Source organism: Alteromonas sp. ABV4_150 (assembly GCF_056311745.1).
Window position 1 is genome coordinate 772,292 of the sequence record NZ_CM149971.1, and the last position, 23,191, is coordinate 795,482.

A 23,191-nucleotide genomic window follows, 5' to 3' on the forward strand; every position below is an offset into this window, starting at 1 on the left:
TTAGAATCCTGAATAATAAAGTTTTAAAACGCTTGAAAGAGAAAGCAAAGAGGCTTTGCTTTCTCGTTAGCGCGCGTAAAGGGGTTAACTCAGGATGGAAGGTGGACCTCGAGGGCTCGCTTTTACCCACGTTTTAGCATTGAAGAAAGAGCCTGCTGATGGCGCCCTGTCAGATGGCGCTTTGTAGAAGGCAAAGTTTAGCGATGCCGATATTAAACCTTGCGGCTCTGCATCGGTAGGCTTCTCGTCTTTATCACCGGTTAGCTTGTTTGCGCTAAATCTAAGAGAGTAGTTTTGCGCACTGTGCACAAACTTGGCCAGCGGAGACTGCGAAGTGACTTCAGCATTATTCGCTACATCAGGTGTCTGAAACCCCGTACTAACAATTAGATACGACAATACCCACGCCACAAGAAACGGCGTAAATGAAGAAGGGTAAAAGCGTTTTATAAAAGCGCGCACGATATTTGGGCTGGTTTTATTAATAATACAATTTCAGACAAGCAAATGAGATGGGGGCGGACAGATTATTTTCAACGCTAGATTGCCCGGGTCTTACAAATAAAAAAGCGCCGTCGAGGGCGCTCTTTAACACTTAATACTTACTCAGTTGGCTGCTCTGTGAGGATTAAACCACTGCAATCACGTCGTCTTTTGGCAAGCGAGCCTTTGGCAAACCATGGTTCCAGTCTTGTTCAGTATCAGGGTACCCCATGGCCAATGCCACTTCACAAATATGACCGCCTAGTTCGTCTTTGAATAATTCGCTAAGTAAATCAGAGTCAACGCCTTCCATCGGTGTAGAGGCGATCCCTAAACGCGCCACAGTATGCAGTACGTTACCCAGTGCCAAGTAAACTTGGGCTTTAGTCCACGCCGCGTTGTTTCCATTCTCATCGGTGTTCGCTTCGGCAAATGCGTAAGCGCCCATGAAATTTTCTCGCATGTCTTCTGGTAAATGACCTGAAGATACTTCCGCATCCACGCGCTTAACGAACTTTTCTTTAGTGAATTTAGGGTCGTACGCAAATAAAATCGTATGCGATGCTTCTTTAGCGTGATGTTGGTTAAACTGATGCTTATTTTCAAAGCTATCGTGAAGGCGCTGTTTCGCTTCATCGCTTTCTACTACAACAAACTTCCAAGGCTGAGAGTTGATAGAAGACGCTGATAGACGCAAAGCTTCAAGAATGGTAGCAAGGTCATCAGCTGAAATACGCTTGCTAGTATCGTACTTCTTAACTGTATAACGCTTGTTTAAATCTTCGATAATTGGATGAGACACAACTGACTCCTCAATATATAAATAGGAATAATCTAAAAGTTGTGCTCATGGTATTGATTCCTCTTTTCAATGATAAGCCCTTCGGAAGCTGAATCAGTTTCAATGTATTTTTGACAATAGTTTGAGTTAAGAGGAGTGAGTGCCTTCGTTTAAATAGCTGAGTTGAGTATTGGCGAAGTGCTTTGTACGTTCTGACTAATGAAAGTTGCTATAGCGCCCCCCAAGTATTGAGAACCATAAAAATAAGAAAGCACTTATGTAAGAGCAAGTAATCTATACTTTTTCTCTACTATTCTTTTCAACTAAAGGTAAGTTGATAAGCTTATCTAACTCACCTACTATGAAGAGCAAAACTAATTTTTTCGTTAGACGATGGAATTGACGCCTTCTAGTTACCTTATATGGATCTTTGAAAATTCTATCTTGATATGAACCAAGCTCACGAAATTACGTCCGGACAACGAGAGATGATGCAGGTTCGTCATCGCCGTCGATTTGTCCTTTGCCAAGTTCTTACTGTTATAGGCGTAATTTTTCTGTTCGCACTGGGCGGATTAAGCTTATATAACGATGCCTTTTTGCTCGGCAGCATATTAGTAAGCAATGGGCTAATTGGCTTAGTAAACCTTTATCTCTTGAAGCGCTCAGGAGATGTAGAAAGAGCCGCTGTAATACTAAGCGGCATCTTATTTGTGTTATGCATGAGTTTGCTCATTACTGGCGGAAAGGACAATACAGGCATGCTATGGATATACCCCATAGCGGCGATTAACCTATTCATTAATCGATTTTGGCCTGCGGTCGTCGTATTCTGTATTTTTAGCGTCACTAGTACTCTTCTTCTGTTCACCCCGCTTTCTAGTTTATTGATGACGAGTTACACGCTTGTAGAAGCCATACGTTTTATTTTAACTACGTTAGCACTTAACCTTATATGCCTTGCAGCCCTTCGCTCTGAAGAGCAATCTTACGAGACAATCATTAAATTGCATGATGACGATATTAGGCAAATGGCGTTCTACGATACGTTAACGGGCCTTCCCAATCGCTGGAATTTCAAAACAAACCTCCAACGCGTAATTGATAGAGCAAGCAAAGATAAGCAAAGAGTTGGCCTACTTTATATCGATCTAGATAACTTCAAACAGGTGAATGATCAGTATGGTCATGAAATGGGTGACAAGCTCTTATTGAAGTTTAGCGAACAGTTGTGGAGTGAAATTCGTCCGTCTGACCAAGTACTTAAGCCTCAAGAGGAAAGTATTGCTAGACTTGCTGGCGATGAATTCGTTGTTTTGCTGCCGGATATTAAAGATACAATTAATGCCGGAAAGGTGGCATCGCGAATTTTAGATATTTTTGATGGCGGCTTCGAGGTAGAGGGTATTACTCACCTCACATACGCCAGTATTGGTATTGCAGTTTTTCCTGATGATGCAAAAGAGCCCTCTGAACTGCTTCATTTTGCAGATACAGCAATGTATGACGCAAAACAAAATGGTCGAAATTGTTTTAGATTTTTCACGCAAGAGATTGCCGACACTATAAAGCAGCGCCAGAAGATAGAAAACGGGTTAAGAGCATCGTTAGAAAACGACCAATTATCCCTAGTATTTATGCCTATTTTCGATTGTGATAATGACGACATTGTTGCCGTTGAAGCGTTACTTAGATGTAACGCTCCCGAGTTAGAAAAAATAGGACCAGATCAATTTATTCCTGTTGCCGAATCTACTGGGCTTATAAAAGACATCGATTTATGGGTGATCGACGCAGCTTTGCAACGCCTTGTCACATTGCAGCAGCAACACAATTTCACAGGAAAGATGTGCATTAATATATCTGGCGTTGAGTTAAACAATGAACATTTCCCGTCTCAGGTTAAACGTTTACTTGAAATATACGCGGTCACGCCATGCAGTGTAGAATTAGAAGTGACTGAAACTGCTCTAGTTGCAGGAAATAAAGCCTGTTTAGATACGCTACGTGCGTTGCACAAAGCTGGAGTTTCTCTAGCACTCGACGACTTTGGAACAGGTTATACCGCATTTAGTCAACTCATCCATTACCCAGCCCACTGCCTGAAGATCGATCGTTCTTTTATCAGTGATTTATTTTCAGGGAACGATCCAAGAAGCAAAATGGTTTTGATTATACAGAACCTTGCCGAACTCTACGGATTACGAGTTATCGCTGAGGGAGTTGAAACTGAAGAGCAGTTAAATTATCTGAAAAGGCATGGCTGTGACTGGGCACAAGGGTACTTCTTATCTCGCCCCTTGGCTTGGGACGATTTACTTAAACGCCTAGCTATGTAAAGGCAATATGAATGGTAAGATAACATCCAATCTGTAACAAAAGCCCCTCAAAAGAGGGGCTTTAAAGTTAAGAACGAGAGATTTCGTTTTTAGTGTTTACAGTAAATCAGTTGTTTAATGCGAGCCAGTAAACAAAGGCTATCTAGAACGACCCTTTTGTAAGTAAGAAGTTTACCGATATGACAATTTATAGCATCAAAGTATGAGGTGGATTAGGTGTAGTAGCTTATACTTGATCTTACACATTCATTTATAGATTTAGACACAATCTGACAGGCGGCTTTAGACCTTGAGTTCAATTGCTGAGTGCAACGCTATCCTTATTAAAGGAGGAATGTTGCCATGAAACAAAGAAAACGTATCTATTACTCACCAGAACAGAAAGCACTTATTTGGGACAGATATAAGCGAGGTGATTCGCTGCATGATATCGCTAGATATGTTTGACCGCTTTCACTCTTCTATTATGCCAACCATTTATCAAATTGGTAGGTATCGGCCACCAGAACGAAAAAGACATCCACAGTCTCTTTCGCTTGATGAAAGAGAAGAAATATCACGATGCTTAGTCGGTAAACAATCCATTCGAGAAATTGCCAGACGTTTGTCTAGAGCGCCATCTACAATTAGCCGTGACAATCGACGTAAATGATTAACCTGAACTTTAGCCGAGATTAGTACCAATAGCCTATCTTCGCATGACATTTCAAACTAACACGTCATAAAAAACTTCCACAATTAAACACTTCCACAAACTGAGCTTGTCTAAAAGACAACTGTAACCAAGGGCTAATAAATAGCTTTTATTCTTCTTATACTCACCCTAAAACATTCTAAGCAAGCGGTTGTTATTGGGACGCCAACCATTGAGTTAGGCTATTTGAGCAGCACAACACCACTAAGTGAACATTTAAGTCTGATAATGACTTACGCTGAATTCATACATCCCGAAACAAAAAAAACTGGCAAGATATTGGTGTATTACCAGACATTGATGTGCAACGTAAGCCTATAAAACCGGCAGCAATCAGTGAGTTGCTGACCGTCATCACCGCGAAGGCAGTGATTTCCTAAAGACAAATACCAGACCTTTGTTTTTTATATTTTAATTCCGATAGGTGCCCATTTTCACAATAATTTGCGTCGGCGACAGATGATGAATCCAAATCCTGAGAGTAAAAACAAACCTATCGAACTGGGAGCAGTAACTGAACGACTTCGAAGTTCAGTGTTATTAAACTGGGCAAGCCCAATTGTTTCACTCAGTACATCATCAAAAAGGTTCAAAGATAGTAAAGGATCAGTCAAGACATAGGTATCATCCCTTGCACACCTTTCTTTCTTTAGTTTATCCGCAATTCCTTTCGGTATTTCAACGCCACCTATCTTAGGTAAATCAACCAACTGTGCACATCCAGCTTTGATCCCCAGAATAGGTTCAAAAAGCGCATCAAAATCCACACCTAAATCGATATCAAGAAAGTACTCTCGCTTAGCAATATCGAGAATATTGCTATTATGACTAAATAGTACTTGAGAAGAATCGTTCATAACATCTACCATGAGTTCGCTCCCCCTATTCATAAGAACACCGCCTTGGTCAGCGTATACGTCTTGGTCAAACGTGAGCTTTTGTTTGAGCGTGACGCTTGGAGAGAAGGTGCTTTGAAGTGAACCAAGCATACCTGCAGTGACATTGGCAAGGGTATACGCGCCCTTGAGATCGTTTATTTTAGGATGAGAAAACTCACGTCGAAGTGCACCCGGTGATCCTGCTAACTGCTCACCAATTCGGGTCAGACTAAATTCAGTCGATAGCATAGGGGTAGTTACGGTTAAACCATCAAGACTCGAGGTTTTAAATGGATTCAATACCTCTGCTGTAAATGCAGGTGTATCTGATACGGGTACTTTATTATTTAGTACGACGGTTTGTCCACCACCAGACGGAAAATACACATCCACTTTTGCAGACGGTTTGCCACCATCAAAGTCTTCTACATCAAGGCCGAATAGGTTCAAATCCAATTCCGGGGATAAGGTAAAATCAAGCAAATTAAAGTTACCAAACGGATTAGTAAAAGCCGGTAAATCTAATGAAAAGCAATCTAACACGCAGAGATTGCCATCAAGATCGACCCCCATATCAAAAACTGCATCTAGCTGCGCATTAAGCGTTGGCGCTTCAAGAGCATATTCTGCCGATAATGACGAGGTGATGGCTAATTCGTTTGCGACAAACGCTCCACGCTCAGCATTTAGCACAGTAAGTTCAGTCTCTATGCTACCGTTGATACTGGCTGATGCCTCGCCACCACTGACATGGAGCTCGCCTTGAATACCAGTTTCTCCGGTTACCTCAACCGCCAACTCAGCACCTATTTTCGCATCCACACCAAAATCAAGGTTTTCGCTTGGTGCAGTTCCCAAGCCCGGCGTTGTTTCTGAAACTGTAAACTCACAATTTGCAGCCCCTAATGCCGCCGTTCCTTTTATACAAGCGTCATAAAGGGCATAGTCTGGATTATCGATGTCTTTTTTCGGTTCTTTATCTAACGTGTAATCAGAGTATTTTGGTTTGAATAGGTCAAGAACACATTCTCTGTGTCCAATTATGGTTACACACTTTTCTTCGTAACCACTAATATACCTGATTTTAGCCAGTGTCCCGTTTGCAAGTTTGTCACATTGAGAATCAGTTAGCACCCTCTTACAGCTATCATATGCTGATTTCCAGGTTGTCCATAAAGGGTTTCTTATCGTTTCTGCTGGCTTTTCTGCTGTGAAGCCCCATTCACCAAGCTCACCGCCGTTGATACATTGTGACTGATTAAAACCGAGACCTTGGCAGGTCGCCATTTTAGCGTCCCACACCAGACGCTCTGGATTTGGAACTGATCCTAGCGCCGATGCTGAAACATAATCATTTAATAGAGATAGTCTACCGGTATTAATTGACTGAATGGCGTAAAAGGATTCTTGCAATCGGTACTCCTCAGGAAACAAAGACAAGCCTACCTTACTACTATCCAGCGCGAAGCCGTCGTTGAACGTTTGTATGTAGAGGGGTTGAGCATACGAATCAGCGATCCGCAGACTGATAAATACAATAAAAAACAAAAGAAATGACGTACGCAGCATGCGAACACCTCCTTGTGGGAGTAGTTTTCAGTAGCCAATGTTCTATGCCGACCATTGGCAGCTAATTCAGAGCACTAAAATATTAGTCTGTAGAGGAGGAAAAAAACCTGAATTATTTTTGAAAAAAACCTGATTTATTACTAATTACGAAAGGAAATCACCGATTACCGCCAATATTTGTCGAGCGCCGCTGGTTTTCAATTCGTGCCAACCTGTGTGATTGTCGACTACATCATCCAACGAGAGTTTGACTTGCCTGAGGCGTCCACCTGCGCATCATTTAAAAAACAAACGAGAACTTGAACATGCAATATGTTTAGGCTAGAACTGAATCGACCAGACTAGTGTCTGGGTCGGAACCACCATTTTTTGCGCACACGTAAATTTCTTTACCGTACTTAGAATAAACCTTTGTTTTTGCGCCGGCAGTTTTTGCCATGGCGGCTTTACGAACTTCGAATGCTCTTCCCATCTTAAAATTCTCTTTCTCGCAAGAAATATGGATCATCGGGGCTAGATTGCATTTAGGAAGAAAAATTCGCGACCTCGCTTTATTCAATATGGCGATTGGCCCATAATCGGCAGGTCCCCTGTTCAAGTCAGGGTGAGACTACAATTTTTTAAAGAACTTTAGCGATAGCTCGGCTCTACCCCATAAACAGGGGAGCAGCACTCGATGTTACACCCCTAACGATAATACTTTCGATAGCTCGAAGGGGTCAGTCCAGTAAACTTTTTGAAAAATTTTGTAAAGTAAGTTTGTTCCTGAAAGCCCAACCTTTCTGCAATCGCTGTTACCCTTAAATCTGCAAAAATAAGCAAGCGTTTTGCTTCATCTGAAATTTCTTTGTGAATCAAACTGAGAGCAGATGTTTCGGCGTATTTCTGGCAAATTTGATTTAAATGCGGGGCGCTAACACCAATTTTGTCAGCATACCAAGCCACCTGATGTTGGCTCATGACATGTTGTTTTATCAACGCTTTAAAGTCAGCCAGTTTCCGCTCTGATTTAGTCAAACTAAGTGAATGTGGATCGCCTGAGGGTTTCATACGATAGGTGTTAATCAATAGTTGATTAAGCAACGTCATGAGCATGTGTTCTCGCATTGGCTGACTAGCCTGTTCTTCAGCCGAGAGTTGCAGACAAAGGCCTTCGATAACCTGTCGTTCTCGATTATTCATAGGGTTTACCGCAGCTTCACTCATAAACCCTTGCAGTTCAATGTTCTGCGCGATTTGCTGCATAGCTGACGAGGCGACCGATAATACATAGCCAGAAGAACTTACCTGCCAATCAAAACTATGTACCACTTCGTGAGGAATAAAAATAATAAATGGTGCAGCAACTGCCTGTCTTTCATGATCAAGCTGCACGTTCCCACCTCCTTCGGTCACCACAAAAATTTGGAAAAGATTCCTGTGTCTGTGCGGTTTAATTCGCCAATCATGCTTTTCACTGCGAACCGTCAGTGCTTCACAATATAGAAACGAACTCACCTGATCGAAGCTATCTTCAACGTATAGTCCTTGGTCATCGTCTCTTTCTATAAAATCACTCATAATCTACGTTTTGTGCATTTTTAAAAAAGATACTCCCATTATAAATGCATTTTTTCTACATATAATGCAAACAATGCAACAATAAGGGGAGCCTTAAGGGCTGGTAGAAAAAAGAATATGAAGACATTCCTGGCACGTATGTTTTTGATGGTAAACGCGCTCACCCGTGTTATGCGTTAAACAAACTATTATTTTCTTTTAACAAAGAATCAAATCGCAGCGAATTTGACGCAGATCCCGCGGCTTACTGCGATAAGTTTGGTGTCGTTGGCGAATACAAAGAAGTCATACTGAAGCAGGACTTTTTAAAAACGCACTTGCCTATGTCTGACTAACGACCAGAAACCGAGAAAAACAGTTCGATTGCGCTTATTTAACTATGGCCAACGCAGTTGCTTTAGCGATTACTTGCTCGTCCTGAATCAACTCACCTTCTAAGAAGCAAACGCGTTTTCCCTTCGAGGTAACTTTAGCCTTGCCAATAAACGCCCCTGGCTTTGCAGCATTGATAAACTGAGTATTCATCTCCAACGTGGGGGCAAATTGCCCCTTATCTAGTGAATAAAAGAGTACAGGTCCCAAACATTCATCCAACATGGCACAAATAAAACCGCCTTGGATGTTACCAGCAGGGTTGCAGAAATCTTCGTTCAAATTAAAAGCCATTTCGATCGACAAAGCTTTTTCACTATAGTTGATAAGCTCTGCATTTAAGGTTCTAGCACTGTTTGCTTGAAGCTTCCCAGCTTTTATTATGTCTTCATAGTTCGTCATAGTTCTAGCCAAAAGAAGCCGCTACTAGAGCGGCGGACACGGAGGAGAGCATTTAAAGTGGTAGCGCTTTTAATAGGTTTTTTCTTATTTTTCCGGTTCCGTTTCTCGGTAGCTCATTCACCTGTTTAATGTATTTAGGCAATTTATAACGCGCCAGAGAAGCTTCTAAAGTAGCCAACAAAGCATCATTATCGAGTTCCGTGAAATGCTTATTAGGCACAACAAACAAGCACCCTACTTCACCCCACTTTTCGTCTGGCACGCCGATCAAAGCACATTCCAATACTTGCTCGTCCTTAAGGGCAATGCCTTCCACTTCAACGGGGTACACGTTTTCACCACCGGAAATAAACATATCTTTAATGCGGTCTACGATACGATGAAAACCATCCTCATCTTTGATGGCTACGTCGCCAGTTTTAAACCACCCATCTTCAGTAAAACAATCTTTGTAGATCTCAGGTTTATTCCAGATACCGAGAAATAGATTATTACCTTTAACTTGTACTTCCCCAGCTCTGCCATCTGTTATTTCATTGCCTTTTTCATCGGCGATACGAGTTTGTATTCGATGACCTGGCACCCCAACAAATCCAGCTTTTTTATCAATAGTTGCAATATCGAAAGGCATGTGAAAAATGGTGCCAGCTTCGCTCATACCATAACCGTCAACGATGGGAATACCATCGTTAAGCCATTCTCTAATCTGAACCTCAGGATGAGGAGCACCGCCAGTCAGCAAGGCTTTCAGACCTCGCAACTTAGTTGCATCAAAATCATCTTGCTGACGCAAGACATTGGCCATTTGAGGTACGCAAAAGTAATGAGTGACGCCTAACTCGGCGTCACTCAAGCGGGCTAGTGTTCTTGGTGGTACAAAAGCATCAGAAATTAGAATGGTACCACCGTGATACAACACTGGTCTGATACTGGAAATCAAACCGATAACATGGAACATTGGTGCTTCGCAGAGGAACACACTGTGCTCGTCAACATAGGCCAGCACCCCCATGTTCAGAGTCGTCTCCATAATACTCGCTTCACTGTGAAGCACCCCCTTCGGCGCGCCAGTGGTTCCAGAGGTGTAAAGCATCAAGCTGGGCTGTTGATATTGGCTATTGGTATAACTCGCTTCCTCAAACGAAAGGATTTGTTGCAGTATGCTGTTAATGGGGCAATAGTCGAGTCCTAGACTATCGGCCATCTCATCGGCAACAATCAGTTTCGGCTTACAATCTTCAAGCAGGGTTTCAATCTCGTCTTTGGATAGTCGCCAATTTAACGGCACAAACAAAACACCTGCACGCCCGCAAGCTAAACTCAATGCCACTATTTCAGCACAGTTTTTTGCGATGCAAGCGACTCTATCCCCCTTGCCGACATCGTTATGTTCTAACCAAGTTACCGTTCTCGCAACGACGCTATTCCAAGCTTTGTAGCTCCAACTATTGCTATAAGTTAGATCAGTTACCGCCGTTTTGTCTGGATGCAAGACCGCCTGTAAAGTTAGAAAGTCCATATACTATTCTCTATTGAGCTTGCTTTGATTTGTCGTATGCACCCAATCCAGGCTTATACGTTTTATCATCAATAAACTGTTTGATGCCCTCTTTGCGACCATCATTGTCAAAACTGTTGGCAGCCTCCTGTGCTCTCACCAAGAAATCTTCTGCGTTGTCATAAGTCATCTCTTTAACGCGTCTCATTGCATCTTTTGTCGCTTTAAGCGCTATGGGGTTTTTGGCCAGCAACACGTTACACACTTCTGTGACGCGCTGTTTTAACTGCGCCAAAGGTACTGATTCGTTAACCAAGCCCCACTCAACCGCAGTTGCTCCGTCAATATTTTCCCCCATTAGCGCATGATACATTGCTTTGCGCATTGGCATTAAATCTATGGCGACTTTACTTGCTCCACCACCGGGCAAAATACCCCAGTTAATTTCACTGAGTCCAAAAGTTGCTTCATTTGCGCAGAATGCCAAGTCACAACTAAATAATGGCCCATAACCGCCACCAAAGCACCACCCGTTGATCATGGCTACCGTCGGCTTTTGATACCAACGCAAACGTCGCCACCAGCCATAAGACTCACTTTGTGCCTTGCGAATCGCACCCAACCCCTTTGCTTCGTTCTCACGGAAATATTCTTTGAGATCCATACCCGCAGTCCAGGCAGTGCCTTCACCGGTCAACACCAAAACCCCCACATCTTCACGAAACTCTAAATCGTCTAATACACGCATCATTTGGCGGTTGAGCTTAGGGTTCATGCAGTTGCGTTTTTCAGGGCGATTAAACGCTACCCAAGCGATGCCGTTTTCTACCGTCACCGCGACTGTGTCTTGTTCAGTTCTATCTGTAGTCATACTTTTTCCTCTAATATCTTTTTCGAATATCACTGTTAGATTGGATAATGACCATCTTGTGTTTCGATGGTAATCCAACGCAGTTCAGTAAATTGGTCTATACCTGCTTTGCCGCCAAAGCGACCATATCCAGAGGCACCAACGCCACCAAATGGCATCTGGGCCTCATCGTGCACAGTTGGACCATTGATATGGCACATACCGGATTTAATTTTCTTGGAAAGCTCCATACCTTTGGCAATGTTTTTCGTAAAGATAGCCGAGCTCAAACCATACTCACTGTCATTGGCAATACGAATCGCGTCGCCTTCATCTTTTGCTCGAATAATGGCAACTACCGGACCAAAACTCTCTTCACTATAAATAGCCATATCTGCTGTAACATGATCGAGTACGGTTGCGGCCATCAGAACAGATTCACCCTTGCCGCCAGCAATAATTTCTGCCCCCTTGCCCACAGCATCGTCAATCAGCATGTTAACTTTTTCTATGGTCTTCATATCAATGACCGCACCCAACGGGGTTTTAGCTTCTCTTGGGTCGCTGGCTTTCATAGTTTTGGCTTTTGCAGCAAATTGTTCGGCGAACGCATCTGCAACCGTTTCAACGACAATCAAGCGCTCGGTAGACATACATATCTGCCCCTGATTCATAAAAGCTCCAAAAGAAGCTGCTTTAACCGCTTCTTGCAAATCCGCATCATCGAGAATCACAAGAGGTGCTTTGCCACCGAGCTCTAACAGGCATGGTTTGAGCTGCTGAGCCGCACGCGTCGCAATAATACGACCAACTTCCGTCGAACCGGTGAAGTTAATACGCTTTACTTCTTTGGCATCGATTAATGCACCTACTACTGCTGGAGCGTCTTCTGGCGCATTAGTTACAATATTGACCGTGTTTTCTGGGAAACCACCTTCGGCCAACGAATCAATAATGAGTTTATGCGTCTGTGGACACACCTCGGACGCTTTTAAAATCACGGCGTTGCCACACGCTAGTGCCGTTGAGATAGCGCGAGTGCCCAAGATAATTGGCGCATTCCACGGTGCTATTCCGAGTATTACTCCAACGGGATGACGCTGTGCCATCGCCATGCAGCCGGGTTTATCAGATGGAATAATTTCGCCGCTTACTTGAGTGGTCAGCGACGCAGCTTCACGCAACATAGAAATCGACAAGGTTAAGTTGAACATTGCCCAACCGGCAGTGGCACCAGTTTCACTCATCATAGCTGCGACGAAATCGTCTTTTCGCGCTTCCATTGCTGCGGCAGCTTTCATTAAAACTGTCCGTCTAGCATTTGGGCCCTGTTGTGACCATTCTTCGAAGGCCAACTGTGCTTTCGCAGCAATATCTGCCATTTCAACGGCTTGCATTGCTTCTGCCTCACTGGCCACTTCACCAGTTAACGGGTTGATACGGGTAAATTTCATTTTTACCATCCTCACGTCTGTGTTTGTGTTCGGAGTAGTCTGCTAAGACTGAGCCTTCGAATTGTCTTTCATAAAGTAAATTGCCAATGCTGAGACGAGTGCGCCAGCTCCCATAGTTACTGCTACGCCTTGAAGTCCTCCCCCTTGAGAGAACAATAAACCTGCCACAATAGGACTTAGCGCTGCACCGCCGCGTCCTACGCCGATGACTATCCCAGTACCACTAGCGCGTACTTCTGGTGGGAAAGTTCTCGCCATCAATCCATACAACCCCACAACGCCAGAATTGGTGAAGAAACCTGTGGCGGCTGAGACTAACGCTAACGTGCCTAAAGATTGGTACCCTATGCCAAACACTGACACCATGACAAAGGCAACGATTAGTACAGGAATTAACAACTTTCTGAGATCAAGGCGGCTAGTAATTACACCGAGAATTACTGCACCCGCAGCTCCACCCACATTAGCCCAAACCAATACCTGCCCCGCTTGACTGGGATGAAAGCCCATATCGACGACAATTTTAGGAATCCACTTCAGAATGAAATAGAACGTCATAATATGTGCGAAATAGGCAACAATTAGCAGTAGTGTGAATTTTCGCAGTTGTGGCGTGAACAAATTGGCATAACTGAATTTTTTAGCGACTGCCGATGGCTCTGGTAACTTGGTTAGTAACGGCTTATTCATCTTAGCTAAAATGCTGTTTAACTTTTCTAGCGCCGTACCTGAACGTTTATTCGACAGATACAGTACCGATTCAGGTAACCAAAATGCAACGACCAAGATGAAGAGTCCGGTCACGATAGCGCCAAACATAAATACTGACTGCCAGCCGTAAACCGTTAGTAACTGAGACGCTATAGCACCACCTAACACAGCGCCCAAAGGATACCCAGTAGCCATCAAAATGACACACAAGTTACGGTACTTGGCGTTAGAGAATTCCGAAACCATGGCGTTGGTTGATGCCAACATACCGCCTATGCCTATACCGGTAATAAAGCGGAATACGAGCAAACTGGTAATACCCGCGGCAAAAGCAGAGCCAAGCATTCCGAGCGTCATTAAAACCAGGCACGACTGAATCGTTGGCTTACGGCCGTATTTGTCGGCAATTCCACCAAGCGCTACTGAACCTATCGCCATGCCAATCAGTTCCATCGCCAGGACGACGCCTAGAGCCGCTCTATCAATACCCCAATCCGATGCTATGCCCGGCGACGCAAAACTAATTGCCAGTACATCAAAACCATCAAGGGCATTCAAAGATATACAAATTATGATCGCGACTAACTGTAAGCGACTGAGCTCACTTTTATCTAGTATGCTGGATACGGATTGGTTCATAGAGTCTCACTTAAATGCCCATGTTAGTTGAGCGGCCTATCCCCACGAGCAAAATATATCTAGTTGGAGATCGGGGATGTTAATTAATCGTTATTGTGGAGTAGATATTAGCGAAAGCGTTGGGCAAGTGAATAGCAGATAGTGACGAAAAAATTGACAAATAATGCCAGAGGATAATTTATGCAAAGCAGGTTAATTAGTTGTTATCGAAGTCCAGCTTATTACGAAAATTTCTTGGGGCTTCCCCCGTCCATTGACGAAATGCTCTGGTAAATACGGCAGGATCTGAATAACCAACGCGCGCAGCAACTTCATTGATTGCGATAGTTTTTTGCGACAATAAATGGATCGCTCTGTCGCGACGCACCAGATCTTTTATCTGTTGAAAAGAAGTTCCCTCCTCTTTCAACTTGCGCATTAACGTTCGCGTTGTCATGTGTAGCTTCTCTGCACAGTGTTCTATGGTCGCTAATCCAGAGTCAAGGCAACCTTTGATAAGGGTTTTGAGTTCAGAAGCCAAACTGTAGTCTCCCTTGTATTGTTTAAACAATTCCACCGGACACCTGCTCATAAATACCTTTAAGGTAGACTCGTTTTGTTTACAGATTTTGGATAAATAGTTGGTCGGGAATACCAGCGCTAGTTCGCCACTAGAAAATCTGTGCTTACCTGGATATAAATAGTTGTACTCCTCTACATGAGCAGGCGGTGAATAAGGAAACCGCACTTCAATTAACGGCAGCGTCTCCGCAATAAACCAGGAGGCATATCGATGCCAGGCAAGCAGGCATATCTCAGCAAACAAATGTTTAAAGTCTTGCTGAAGTTGCGCTAAACACACCCTCAATACTACTTGCTCTTTTTGAACATCTAGCTCAATAAACTTGTCTTGCAGCATTAAATTATAGAATCTAGCTCCAAGCTGCAACGCCTTACCTAAATTGGCCTGATTGATTGTTAATTTGCCCATCATGAAATAGGTGCCCGACGGCATTTTGCGGTTACACACCCCCATACTCTCGTCATTCAACCAATCCCAAATAGCTTTTTGAAATGTCGCTAGCTTTTCGGTTGGAATACGCAAATCCGGTTGTTCTAACATTGCATGATTGAGGCCGATACCCTGCAATAAAATATTGGCATCGACCCCTCGCGCCAATGCCAATTCGTATAACGATGTTAAGTAGTGATTCGCCCCAGAGCCAAAATCTTCTTTGCCGAGAACATTGGAAAGACTGTCGATATCAAATTTTTTGGCAGGGATCACAGGCATAGGGAGATACTTTAATGATGCAGGTTTTTAACAACAGGTTAACCTATTAAGAATGTTTAGACTATGATAACAACTCTAATATCATTGACATTGGTTAATGTCGGCCCAGTAATAACCAAATCATCAATAGCTTCAAAAAAACTATAACTGTCATGTCGTTCTAAGTATTGCGTCGCCTTTACACCCACCTCTGCAGCTTTCATTAACGATTCAGGAGTAACCACAGCACCCGCTGCATCTTCTGAACCGTCAATCCCATCGCTGTCGACGGCTAGAGCATATACACCTTGCAAGCCTTGTAACTCCACCGCAAATGCCAATAAAAACTCCGTATTTCTGCCGCCTTTACCCGGTTTAACATCACCTATGGAAACCGTAGTTTCCCCTCCGGAAATGATCGCCGCAGGTAATCTTACAGGCTGCTGATGTTTTTTAACGGATTTTGCAATAGCCGCCATCATTTTACCGAGCTGAGCACTTTCACCTTCAAACTCGTCGCTTAGTACCAGTGGTGTATAGCCCAAATCAGCCGCTTTTTTTGCGGCGACTTCAAGCGCTTTTATAGGTGTCGCAACTAAGTCATGGGTAATGTAGTTGCTGGCTTGGACAGGGATTTGGGCTTCTTGCCCTTCCAAAGCAGCAATAAGTTCAGTACCCAAACCGTATTTATGCAATATAGTGACCGCGTTATACTGCAAACTGTCAGACAATACCGTAGGTCCCGAAGCTACATCGCTTGGGTTATCTCCGGGTATGTCGCTGATAATCAAGCTGTGTACTCTTGCTGGCAACGCTGCCAAGGCCAGTTTGCCACCTTTAATTTTACTCAGTGATTTTCTGACAGTGTTGATTTCTGAAATCGTTGCACCATTGTGTAACAAGGCTTTAGTCAAGGCTTGTTTTTGCGCTAAAGAAACACCGTTAATAGGCAGAGCACAACAGGCAGAACCACCTCCCGAAATCAATGCGATAACTAAGTCCTCTTCGGCTAGATTGCTGACAACATCTATCATCTGTTGCGCCGCTATTTGACTATTTTCATCAGGTATCGGATGGCCTGCTTCAACAATCTTAATTCGGCCAGCGTCAACTCCGTGTCCGTATCGAGTAGACACGACTCCAGTCAAGTCAACGTCCGACCAAATCTTATCCACAGCAGCTGCCATTTTTGCTGACGCTTTACCTGCACCAATTATGACAACGCGCCCTTTGGGACGTTCCGGCATATACGCCGCCAGATTATCTCCGGGAATGACACTGTTAACGGCAGCCAAAGTGATCTCACTGAGATCAACTTTGACTTGAGGAGAAACTAACCCCATCGTTAACGGTTCAAGATATGGGTTATGACGGTCTTAGTAACGTCCTTTGTCATGGCGTTTCCGCCAACATCTGGAGTTAAGATGCCGCTGCCGGTAGCGTGTTCAATAGCCGCCATAAGGTCTTGTTCCATCTCGTGTTCACCCAAATGATTTAACATTTGAGCAGCACTCCAAAAACTCGCTACTGGGTTGGCAACACCTTTGCCGGTAATATCAAATGCTGATCCATGAATCGGTTCAAACATCGATGGAAAACGACGTTCCGGATCAATATTGGCAGTTGGTGCAACGCCAAGACTACCCGCCAACGCACCCGCTAGATCCGATAAAATATCAGCGTGTAAGTTTGATGCAACTATGGTGTCTAGTGACTCTGGTTGTAATGTCATTCTTACCGTCATTGCATCTACCAGCATCTTGTCCCAGCTCACTTCAGGAAACTCTTTGGCCACTTCAGCAGCAATCTCGTCCCACATCACCATACCGTGTTTTTGCGCATTTGACTTGGTCACTACGGTTAGATGCTTTCTTTCACGAGACTGTGCCAGGCTGAATGCGTAACGCATAATACGAGTTACGCCCACTCTGGTAAAAATCGAAACTTCTGTCGCAACTTCTTCCGGCAATCCGCGGTGCGAACGACCGCCTTGACCAGAGTATTCACCTTCAGAATTTTCACGCACAATAACCCAGTCTAGGGAACCAGATTCACACTCTCTCAGCGGCGACTGAATACCCGGTAGAACTCTAGTTGGTCTAACATTGGCGTATTGATCAAAGTTTTGACAGATATTTAAGCGCAATCCCCACAACGTAATGTGATCAGGTACATCCGGTGCACCCACTGCGCCAAACAAAATAGCATCGTGAGGCTTTAATTTGTCCAAACCATCTTCAGGCATCATGATGCCGTTTTTTTTGTAGTAATCAGAACCCCAGTCGAAATACTCAAAGGTAAATTCCACGTTAGAGTGCTTTTGTTGCAACGCTTTGAGCACGTCAACGGTTTCATTAATTACCTCGATGCCGATGCCATCGGCTGGAATTGTTGCGATAGAATATGATTTCATATATTCCTCTTGTTTATTTCGCTGTGAGAGTTTCAGAAGATGTGAATTTGTTGGAAGACATTTTGCTCAGCACGACCACCAGTACCGCTGAGAACGTCAGACTGATGCTAACGCCGATAAGTCCCCACTTGTAATCACCAGTAGTGGTTTTGATATAACCAATTAGTGTTGGGCCGAAAAAGCCGCCTAGGTTGCCTATGGAATTTATGGCAGCAATACCTGCGGCTGCACTGCGACCCGATAAATATTGAGTTGGAATCGCCCAAAGGGGTGGTTTTGCGGAACTGACACCGGCATTAACCAATATCAACGCTATCACGACAGCAATCAGTGACTCTGCATACGCTGCATAGAACAAACCCACTGCTGCTGCTAAACACGCCAAGAAGACGTGCATATGACGCTCTGCAGTTTTATCTGAATGCCTTGCCCATAACACCATAGCCAACACCGCAAATACTGGCGGAATAGCATTCACTAGCCCAACTTGTGTAACAGATAAATCAAATTGAGCAATGATCTGTGGTGCCCAAATACCTAGCGTGTACAAACCAGCGGATGTACCAAAATAGACAAGTGCTAAAACAAGAATAAGTGGATTAAACAAGGCTTTAATGACACCACCAAAGCCATGATCATCTGAAGCTGGCGCTTCCTCTTGTTTCATTCGAGTCGACAACCACTGCTTTTGTTCAGGCGACAACCAATTCGCTTTTTCAGGGCGGTCAGTCAAAAGGACCAAGACTGCACCTGCTAAAATGACTGCAGGTGCCGCTTCTATGAGAAACAACCATTGCCAGCCGTGCAAACCGCCCATGCCGTCAAATGATAGTAACCAGCCAGATAACGGAGACCCCAAAGCAATAGAAATCGGTACAGCTGCCATAAACATGGCAGTGATCCCTGCCCGGTAGCGTTTTGGAAACCAATAGCTCAAATAAAGAATGATACCAGGGAAGAAACCCGCTTCTGCAGCCCCCAATAAAAAACGCAGGATATAAAAGGTCACAGGCTCCTCTACAAATGCCATAGCACCCGAAATAAGCCCCCACGTCAGCATGATTCTGGCTATCCACATTCTTGCTCCAACGCGATGTAAAATAAGATTAGATGGCACCTCGAACAAGAAATAGCCTATAAAGAAAATACCGGCACCCAAGCCAAACGCCGCTTGCGACAAACCAATATCCTCATTCATTGTGATCGCTGCGAAACCAACATTGACGCGATCCAAATAAGCAACAAAATAGAGCAGCATAATAAAAGGAACAATACGCCAAGTAACTTTGCGCATCGTGGAGGCTTCGATATCGCTTTTATTTTTCATAGGATCGCTTCTAGAGAATAGATGCTGTAGCAAACTACTCCTAGGCTACGGCCAGAGCAACACGATTTTATTATATAAACTTTTTGTATAATTAAATTTATAAGGCACATAACATTCACTTGATAGGCGTCTGATGGGAGCCTATCCCGTATAAATCAAGGTGTTTGGATTTAATTTACTCAGGGGGACTGGAACTATTTTCTTTGCATAATTTTATTATTGTCACTATTAGTCAATTTTTTCGTCACTATCTGCCATTCTAAACCAATAACAACTTATTAATATCAACCTTCAGACATTAACAACAATTTAACACCGCCTGTTAACTTTAAAAGATGTGCTTCCTTTTGGGGATTAACAGGTTAAAACTGCGTTATTAAATCGTCAGTGGAACGACAGTAAGAAGCAGAATGTTATATACCTGAGGAGATAAAAATATGAATGCCGCGTATCCTAGAACAAAAATAGCGACAATATTGGGTGCATTACTTTGTACAACATCAACATATGCTCAGCAAGAAACTGCCAACGCCCCACAAGCAGAAGAAGACATCGAAAAGATCGCGGTTACAGGGTCACGTATTAAACGCAAGGACTATACTTCACCGAGTCCGCTTGTAACGACCAGTGCCGCAGAAATTTCTGATTCTGGGCGTGTGGCTATGGACGATTACATAAAAGACCTCCCCCAGTTTGCTCCCGGTACTGGTGACTACAGCAATGACACAAATGGCGGAACTGCAGGGCGTGCAACCCTTAACCTCAGAAATTTAGGCAGTAAGCGTAACCTTGTAATCATGGATGGTCGTCGCTTAGTATCCTCCGGTATTGATGGTGCGATTGACATTAACACCATCCCCTCTTTGGCAATCAGAGGCGTTGAAACTATCAGTGGCGGTGCGTCTGCTACCTATGGTTCTGACGCACTTTCAGGCGTGGTTAATTTTTTAACTCGTACTGATTTAGAGGGTTTTGAAGTCACGGCACAGCATTCGATGCTTGATGACGATGGCGATTCATCGAGTAAATTCGGCATCGCTTATGGTTCTGATTATGCCGATGGCCAGGGAGTCTTTTTAATCACTGCAGAATACTTAGATCGCGGCGCCGTTGGTTACTTTGAACGCGATTTCTTTAACATAAACCCACAAGCCAGTAGTTTTACAGTATACGGTCGCTCTAGAGTCGGTCGGTCGTGGCTGTCAGTGGATGATAGCGGTACAGTATTTCTGACAGACCGTGGTACACCGTTTAATAACGACCCTAACAATGTATTTGGCGACCCTGTGGAGCTGCCGCTGCTAATCGACGATAACGGCGGTATTAGAACTCATGGTCAATACGACAGCTTGTTACAAGTACCGTTAGAGCAAACCAACCTTTTCGCTAAAACTGAATACGAGTTTGAAAATGAATTAACTGGTTATGCTCAAGGCCTTTACGCGTCATCCACCGCAGCAAACGTGGGTGCTCAGCCTAACTCTGCTGGTGTATGGGGTGTTACTATCCCAGCTGACAACTATTACATTTATCAAGTTCCTGATTTAGCAGCTGCGCTGAACGGCAACGGGATATCTACATTCCAAACCAGACTTATTCAGGCAGGCCCGCGTAGATACGAAACCGACAATACCGTATTCCAGGTTCTAGCTGGCTTGAAAGGCGAGTCTTACAGCAGTGACATGACTTGGGATGTACACATATCCTACGGCGAAACAAACACTGACGATTTAACCCATTCGGGCGCAGTAAATTTTGTCGCTCTGCAAGAGATCATAGATACAACTGACCCTGCAACAGGTGCTACGCCCTTATGTTCTGGTGGTTACAACCCATTTGGCGGCACGACACCACTGTCTGACGATTGCCTTAACTATATTTCCCGAACTCCGCTCAATGAAACCAAACTAAAACAGTTGGTCATCGAGGGTATCATGGAAGGTGCGCTAATGGATTTGCCTGCCGGTGAAGCACGCTATGCATTAACAGCGCATTACCGTAATAATGATTTTGAATATAACCCTGACGCAGACATTGCTGCGGGCCAACTGGCAAACTTGTCAAGTTCACAATATACGACTGGTAGTATCAAAGCTAAAGAAGTCGGTGGCGAAGTTTTCCTGCCACTAATGTCAAATCCTTCCGAATCTCAATCACTTAATATCACGTTAGGTGCAAGGGTATCTAATTTTAACCAGACAGGTACAGATCTTACTTACAAAGCAGAATTTGACGCGAGTTTTAACGAACATGTCTTAGTTCGCGGTAGCTACCAACACGCGTTTAGGGCACCAAACATTCAAGAGTTCTTTAGCCCAGATCTATTGCGCGTTAATCCGTTTGACGATGTGTGTAGCGCAGGTTATCGCGGACCACGAGTCAACCCGGAAGCTGAAGCGGCACTATGTGCAGAACAGGGCGCTGATCCAGGTTATCGTCAAGCGGGTTCGTCAGCGCCAACCATTACCACGGGTAATCTTGACTTGAAACCGGAGCAGGCAGATACCTTTACATTGGGTGCTGTATTTGATTTCCAAGTTGGTGAGGCGGACGTAAGACTTTCTGCAGATTACTACAATATCGAGATAGAGGATGCCATCGAAGTGTTGGCTGCGGCAGATGTCTTCATTAAGTGTTTTAATTTAGATGAAACCTCGAACCCAACATACGACAACGATTACATTGCCTGTCAGCAAATATCACGCCCCAATGGTTTCGACCTAGACCCTGTTAATCAACCTATCTTAAACTTAGGTGGTATTAAAACCTCTGGTTTCGATATCATGACCAACGTCAAATTGGGTGATTTCACCTTTAACTCTGCGGTGAATATCTTAGACTCTTATGAAGTATTAGCATTTAAAGATGAAGCATTTGTTGAGTATAAGGGTACTGTTAGTACAACGACTGCCAGCCCAGAGTTGAAGATGTTAAATACCGTGTCATATAAATGGAATGCATTTGATTTCATGGCCACATGGCGCTACATCAGCTCAATGGATGATCGCAGCAAGGCTACCAATGACAGCAGCACTGTGGAAGGTTCCCCCTCATACAGCTACATTGATTTGAAGACAAACTATGACATCAATGAAGATATAAGCGTATTCGTAGGTGTTAACAACCTCACTGATAAAAAACCTCCGCAAATAGGTGGCTCCACAGATGACGGTGTGTTTTCACAAACCAACCGCGGCATATATGACATCATCGGTCGTCACTATCACATAGGCTTTAAAGCTAAGTTCTAATGTCTAACGAGCTGCCTTTAAAGCGTACTAAAAAGGTTTGCTAAACAATAAGGGATACCTAAGTATCCCTTATTATTTTTGGGATGTAATTAATGAACAAACTCATTTTTTTGTTGTTAGGCATAGGCCTAACAATCTCTGTTGCCCACGCAGAAATCGACCCTTTAGAACACCCATCAAAAGCCCCTTTCGTTGAAACTACCCCCGTATTAGAAATTGTCGTCACCCTTGGCAGCAAAATAGACGTGGGCATTTCAGACGACGGCCACCGTTATATTGTTCCTATTACTGGCGGTACATTTAGCGGTAAACATGGAATCAAAGGAACTGTGATTCCCGGAGGTGCCGACTGGCAAGTGGATAGACTGGACAAGGTCAAAAATATTGAAGCTATTTACGCCCTAAAGACTGAAGATGGGCAAACTATCGTGGTCAATAACCTAGGCTTAGTACATGGATTAAACGGCAACAGGTATGCGTTAACACGCCCTGTTTTTCACGCCCCTCAAGGTAAATATGATTGGCTTAATAAATCCTTTTTTGTCAGCACTATAACCTCCATAAAACAGCCTAGAGCTGTGATTATTCGCGTTTATCAATTGGCGATGTGAGCAGTGACAACGTTTAACGAGCACTGATTGGGTCAATGGCATAGGACGATTTAAAAGGTAATTCGATTTGTGGTTATGCCGGTCGGTTCGCCACGACGTTGGAGCTC

General features: G+C 43.8%; 17 protein-coding genes and 2 pseudogenes. 5 read left to right on the forward strand and 14 right to left on the reverse strand.

Annotation, left to right across the window (positions count from 1 at the left end):
• Nucleotides 1–84 precede the first annotated feature (84 nt).
• The gene (locus tag ACYX4M_RS03305) at nucleotides 85–399 is read right to left on the reverse strand and encodes a hypothetical protein (RefSeq protein WP_476081885.1); all 315 of its coding nucleotides are present in this window, start codon (nucleotides 397–399) and stop codon (nucleotides 85–87) included.
• A gap of 229 nt (nucleotides 400–628) precedes the next feature.
• Nucleotides 629–1,285, reverse strand: a complete 657-nt coding sequence (locus ACYX4M_RS03310) for an NAD(P)H-dependent oxidoreductase (RefSeq protein ID WP_476081886.1) — start codon at nucleotides 1,283–1,285, stop codon at nucleotides 629–631.
• A 428-nt stretch (nucleotides 1,286–1,713) separates the two neighbouring features.
• Between ACYX4M_RS03310 and ACYX4M_RS03315 the strand changes: the two genes are divergently transcribed.
• Together ACYX4M_RS03315 and ACYX4M_RS03320 are read left to right on the forward strand one after the other, a co-directional pair.
• Complete coding sequence (locus ACYX4M_RS03315; RefSeq protein WP_476081887.1) at nucleotides 1,714–3,603, forward strand: putative bifunctional diguanylate cyclase/phosphodiesterase; 1,890 nt, start codon at nucleotides 1,714–1,716, stop codon at nucleotides 3,601–3,603.
• A 342-nt stretch (nucleotides 3,604–3,945) separates the two neighbouring features.
• A pseudogene (locus ACYX4M_RS03320) lies at nucleotides 3,946–4,249 on the forward strand (helix-turn-helix domain-containing protein); the annotation flags it as partial.
• Nucleotides 4,250–4,731: 482 nt separating this feature from the next.
• Here the strand turns inward: ACYX4M_RS03320 and ACYX4M_RS03325 are convergent.
• The 3 genes and pseudogenes from ACYX4M_RS03325 to ACYX4M_RS03335 all read right to left on the reverse strand — a co-directional run bounded on the left by ACYX4M_RS03325 (nucleotide 4,732) and on the right by ACYX4M_RS03335 (nucleotide 8,304).
• Entirely contained in the window at nucleotides 4,732–6,744 is a 2,013-nt protein-coding gene (locus ACYX4M_RS03325; protein WP_476081888.1) for a hypothetical protein, read from the reverse strand.
• Between the two features lie 337 nt (nucleotides 6,745–7,081).
• A pseudogene (locus tag ACYX4M_RS03330) lies at nucleotides 7,082–7,216 on the reverse strand (YebC/PmpR family DNA-binding transcriptional regulator); the annotation flags it as partial.
• A gap of 215 nt (nucleotides 7,217–7,431) precedes the next feature.
• Nucleotides 7,432–8,304: a helix-turn-helix domain-containing protein gene (locus tag ACYX4M_RS03335; protein ID WP_476081889.1), complete on the reverse strand. Its 873-nt coding sequence runs from the start codon at nucleotides 8,302–8,304 to the stop codon at nucleotides 7,432–7,434.
• 125 nt (nucleotides 8,305–8,429) lie between these two features.
• Between ACYX4M_RS03335 and ACYX4M_RS03340 the strand changes: the two genes are divergently transcribed.
• Nucleotides 8,430–8,639, forward strand: coding sequence for a hypothetical protein (locus tag ACYX4M_RS03340; protein ID WP_476082847.1), 210 nt, complete (start codon nucleotides 8,430–8,432; stop codon nucleotides 8,637–8,639).
• Nucleotides 8,640–8,673: 34 nt separating this feature from the next.
• Here ACYX4M_RS03340 and ACYX4M_RS03345 read toward each other — a convergent pair whose 3' ends face one another.
• From ACYX4M_RS03345 to ACYX4M_RS03385, 9 genes are all read right to left on the reverse strand, one after another.
• Nucleotides 8,674–9,078 (reverse strand): PaaI family thioesterase, encoded by a 405-nt coding sequence (locus tag ACYX4M_RS03345; protein WP_476081890.1) that lies wholly within the window; start codon nucleotides 9,076–9,078, stop codon nucleotides 8,674–8,676.
• Between the two features lie 52 nt (nucleotides 9,079–9,130).
• Nucleotides 9,131–10,597 (reverse strand): AMP-binding protein, encoded by a 1,467-nt coding sequence (locus tag ACYX4M_RS03350; protein ID WP_476081891.1) that lies wholly within the window; start codon nucleotides 10,595–10,597, stop codon nucleotides 9,131–9,133.
• Between the two features lie 10 nt (nucleotides 10,598–10,607).
• Entirely contained in the window at nucleotides 10,608–11,447 is an 840-nt protein-coding gene (locus tag ACYX4M_RS03355; RefSeq protein ID WP_476081892.1) for a p-hydroxycinnamoyl CoA hydratase/lyase, read from the reverse strand.
• A gap of 35 nt (nucleotides 11,448–11,482) precedes the next feature.
• Nucleotides 11,483–12,880 (reverse strand): aldehyde dehydrogenase, encoded by a 1,398-nt coding sequence (locus tag ACYX4M_RS03360; protein WP_476081893.1) that lies wholly within the window; start codon nucleotides 12,878–12,880, stop codon nucleotides 11,483–11,485.
• Between the two features lie 42 nt (nucleotides 12,881–12,922).
• A complete protein-coding gene (locus ACYX4M_RS03365) occupies nucleotides 12,923–14,230 on the reverse strand; it encodes an MFS transporter (protein ID WP_476081894.1) in 1,308 nt (435 codons plus the stop codon).
• A 196-nt stretch (nucleotides 14,231–14,426) separates the two neighbouring features.
• Nucleotides 14,427–15,503, reverse strand: coding sequence for an AraC family transcriptional regulator (locus tag ACYX4M_RS03370; RefSeq protein WP_476081895.1), 1,077 nt, complete (start codon nucleotides 15,501–15,503; stop codon nucleotides 14,427–14,429).
• A gap of 56 nt (nucleotides 15,504–15,559) precedes the next feature.
• Complete coding sequence (locus tag ACYX4M_RS03375) at nucleotides 15,560–16,825, reverse strand: glycerate kinase type-2 family protein (protein ID WP_476081896.1); 1,266 nt, start codon at nucleotides 16,823–16,825, stop codon at nucleotides 15,560–15,562.
• 2 nt (nucleotides 16,826–16,827) lie between these two features.
• A complete protein-coding gene (locus ACYX4M_RS03380) occupies nucleotides 16,828–17,895 on the reverse strand; it encodes a tartrate dehydrogenase (RefSeq protein ID WP_476081897.1) in 1,068 nt (355 codons plus the stop codon).
• 13 nt (nucleotides 17,896–17,908) lie between these two features.
• The gene (locus ACYX4M_RS03385; protein WP_476081898.1) at nucleotides 17,909–19,222 is read right to left on the reverse strand and encodes an MFS transporter; all 1,314 of its coding nucleotides are present in this window, start codon (nucleotides 19,220–19,222) and stop codon (nucleotides 17,909–17,911) included.
• A 437-nt stretch (nucleotides 19,223–19,659) separates the two neighbouring features.
• Between ACYX4M_RS03385 and ACYX4M_RS03390 the strand changes: the two genes are divergently transcribed.
• Nucleotides 19,660–22,473 carry a TonB-dependent receptor plug domain-containing protein gene (locus ACYX4M_RS03390; protein ID WP_476081899.1) on the forward strand — a complete coding sequence of 938 codons (2,814 nt, stop codon included), beginning with the start codon at nucleotides 19,660–19,662 and terminating at the stop codon, nucleotides 22,471–22,473.
• Nucleotides 22,474–22,565: 92 nt separating this feature from the next.
• Entirely contained in the window at nucleotides 22,566–23,084 is a 519-nt protein-coding gene (locus tag ACYX4M_RS03395) for a DUF3237 domain-containing protein (RefSeq protein ID WP_476081900.1), read from the forward strand.
• Nucleotides 23,085–23,191: the final 107 nt, after the last annotated feature.

Coding starts and splice junctions, on each gene's coding strand:
- ACYX4M_RS03375 (WP_476081896.1), bottom strand. CDS start 16,825: ATGGGGTTAGTTTCTCCTCAAGTCAAAGTTGATCTCAGTGAGATCACT.
- ACYX4M_RS03390 (WP_476081899.1), top strand. CDS start 19,660: ATGAATGCCGCGTATCCTAGAACAAAAATAGCGACAATATTGGGTGCA.
- ACYX4M_RS03335 (WP_476081889.1), bottom strand. CDS start 8,304: ATGAGTGATTTTATAGAAAGAGACGATGACCAAGGACTATACGTTGAA.
- ACYX4M_RS03345 (WP_476081890.1), bottom strand. CDS start 9,078: ATGACGAACTATGAAGACATAATAAAAGCTGGGAAGCTTCAAGCAAAC.
- ACYX4M_RS03380 (WP_476081897.1), bottom strand. CDS start 17,895: ATGAAATCATATTCTATCGCAACAATTCCAGCCGATGGCATCGGCATC.
- ACYX4M_RS03325 (WP_476081888.1), bottom strand. CDS start 6,744: ATGCTGCGTACGTCATTTCTTTTGTTTTTTATTGTATTTATCAGTCTG.
- ACYX4M_RS03370 (WP_476081895.1), bottom strand. CDS start 15,503: ATGCCTGTGATCCCTGCCAAAAAATTTGATATCGACAGTCTTTCCAAT.
- ACYX4M_RS03355 (WP_476081892.1), bottom strand. CDS start 11,447: ATGACTACAGATAGAACTGAACAAGACACAGTCGCGGTGACGGTAGAA.
- ACYX4M_RS03395 (WP_476081900.1), top strand. CDS start 22,566: ATGAACAAACTCATTTTTTTGTTGTTAGGCATAGGCCTAACAATCTCT.
- ACYX4M_RS03315 (WP_476081887.1), top strand. CDS start 1,714: ATGAACCAAGCTCACGAAATTACGTCCGGACAACGAGAGATGATGCAG.
- ACYX4M_RS03385 (WP_476081898.1), bottom strand. CDS start 19,222: ATGAAAAATAAAAGCGATATCGAAGCCTCCACGATGCGCAAAGTTACT.
- ACYX4M_RS03360 (WP_476081893.1), bottom strand. CDS start 12,880: ATGAAATTTACCCGTATCAACCCGTTAACTGGTGAAGTGGCCAGTGAG.
- ACYX4M_RS03350 (WP_476081891.1), bottom strand. CDS start 10,597: ATGGACTTTCTAACTTTACAGGCGGTCTTGCATCCAGACAAAACGGCG.
- ACYX4M_RS03365 (WP_476081894.1), bottom strand. CDS start 14,230: ATGAACCAATCCGTATCCAGCATACTAGATAAAAGTGAGCTCAGTCGC.